Annotated in this window: 4 protein-coding genes; 2 read left to right on the plus strand and 2 right to left on the minus strand. The window is 72.9% G+C overall.

Features of this window, described 5'->3' with window-relative positions; genetic code table 11:
• Both ACWDX9_RS62885 and ACWDX9_RS62890 read left to right on the plus strand, forming a co-directional pair.
• Positions 1-326 (plus strand): CoA transferase (locus tag ACWDX9_RS62885; RefSeq protein ID WP_449973382.1); only part of this gene is annotated, 326 nt, incomplete at its 5' end.
• An 8-nt stretch (positions 327-334) separates the two neighbouring features.
• On the plus strand, positions 335-1,105 hold the full coding sequence (locus ACWDX9_RS62890) for an enoyl-CoA hydratase/isomerase family protein (protein WP_449973383.1): 771 nt from the start codon (positions 335-337) through the stop codon (positions 1,103-1,105).
• Here ACWDX9_RS62890 and fdxA read toward each other — a convergent pair whose 3' ends face one another.
• Both fdxA and ACWDX9_RS62900 read right to left on the minus strand, forming a co-directional pair.
• A complete protein-coding gene (fdxA, locus tag ACWDX9_RS62895; protein ID WP_355200276.1) occupies positions 1,106-1,459 on the minus strand; it encodes a ferredoxin in 354 nt (117 codons plus the stop codon).
• 15 nt (positions 1,460-1,474) lie between these two features.
• Positions 1,475-1,821, minus strand: a 347-nt coding sequence (locus ACWDX9_RS62900) for an FAD-dependent oxidoreductase (protein ID WP_449973384.1), incomplete at its 5' end; no start/stop codon positions are given.

The following is a 1,821-nucleotide window of genomic DNA, read 5'->3' on the forward strand; positions in this document are numbered from 1 at the left end:
CCGTCATCGCCGCCACGCCGGCCGCGGGCAGGGCGAACACCATGACCGTGGCGGCCGCCAGTGCCCCTGCCACGGTCGCGACCGGCCGGGACCTGGTGGAGGCGGACGAGCACCTGGCCGCGCGCGGCTTCTACCCGGTGCTGGAGCACCCGCTCATCGGCCCGGTACGGCACGAGGGCATCGTGGTGCGCATGTCCGGCACCCCCGGAGCGCTGGCGGCGCCCGCCCCGCTGCTGGGCGAGCACACCGACCGCGTGCTGAAGGACCTGCTCGATCTGGACGACGAAGAGCTCGCCCGGCTGCGTGACGCCGGCGCACTGGAATAGGAGCGCAGATGACGAAATATCTGGATGTACGGAGGGATGGGGGGACGGCGACGATCGTCATCGACCGGCCCCCCGCCAACGCCGTCGACCCGGCGTTGATCGAGGAGTTCCTGGAGGTGATCCCCCCGCTGGCCGAGGACACCTCGGTCCGCTGCCTCGTCATCCGCGGGACCGGCCGCTTCTTCGTCGCGGGGGCCGACATCGCCGTGATGCGCGACCTGTCCGTGGCCAACCACGTCAAGATGCGCCGCTGGGTCGAGGTCCAGCGCCTGCTCGAACGCGCGCCCAAGCCGGTGATCGCGGCGATGAACGGCCACGCGCTGGGCGGCGGCGCGGAGCTGTCGCTCGCCTGCGACCTGCGCATCCTGGCGGCTTCGGCGACCATCGGCTTCCCCGAGACGAGCCTGGGCCTCTTCCCCGGAGCGGGCGGCAGCCAGCGGCTGCCGCGCCTGCTCGGCCCGCATCGCGCCAAGCGCCTGATGATCGGCGGCGCCCGCCTGCCCGCCGCCGAGGCCCTCGACCTGGGGCTGGTGGACGTGGTGGCGGACGACGACGACTTCGACCGCGTGGTGGCCGGGCACGCCGAGGACCTGGCGGCCCGGCCGACCACGACGATCGGCCTGCTCAAGCGCGTCGTGGAGGCCGGATACGACCTGCCTCTCGACGAAGCGCTGGAGCTGGAGTGGCAGGCGGTCCTGGAGCTGATCCACACCCAGGACGCCGCGGAGGGGCTCCAGGCGTTCCTGGACAAGCGCCCTCCGCGGTTCACCGGCCGCTGATCAGGCGCCGTAACCGGTTACCAGCCCGGTCACCAGCGCGGTGTCGGCGTTGAGGTCGCCGACCTTGCGGGCGCCTCCCGGGGTGCCGAGGGGCGCGTCGCGGCCGGGCAGCACCTCGGCGAAGAACGCCTTGGCGTCGTCGAGGAAGAGCGTGCGCGTCTCGTCGCCCCGGGCGGCGCGGTCGACGAAGATCGCGTCCACCGGGCACTCCGGCTCGCACGCCCCGCAGTCGATGCACTCGGCGGGGTTGATGTAGCTCTTGCGGTCGCCGACGTAGATGCAGTCGACGGGACACACGTCCACGCACGCACGGTCGTTGACGTCGACGCACGCGGGGCCGATGACGTAGCTCATGAATCTCTCCTGTGCTCAGACGCTTTCCGTGGAGTGCCCCGGGAAGAGGGACAGCTCGGGGTCCAGTTCGACGGCGGCGTTGTTCACCGCGGTGGCGACCTCGCCGAAGCCCACCGACATGAGGCGGACCTTGCCGTCGTACTCGGCGAGGTCGCCGGCCGCGTACACCCGGGGCAGGCCCGTACGCATGCGCCGGTCGACCAGGACGGACCTGCCGCGCAGCGACAGCCCCCAGCCGGCGAGCGGACCCAGGTCGCTGATGAACCCGAGCGCGGCGATGACCGAGTCGGCGGGCACCGTGCGGTCGGCCTCGCCGCGCGTGCGCAGGTGCGCCCGCTCGACCCGCTCCGCGCCGGACAGGC

Source organism: Nonomuraea sp. NPDC003201, assembly GCF_053590415.1.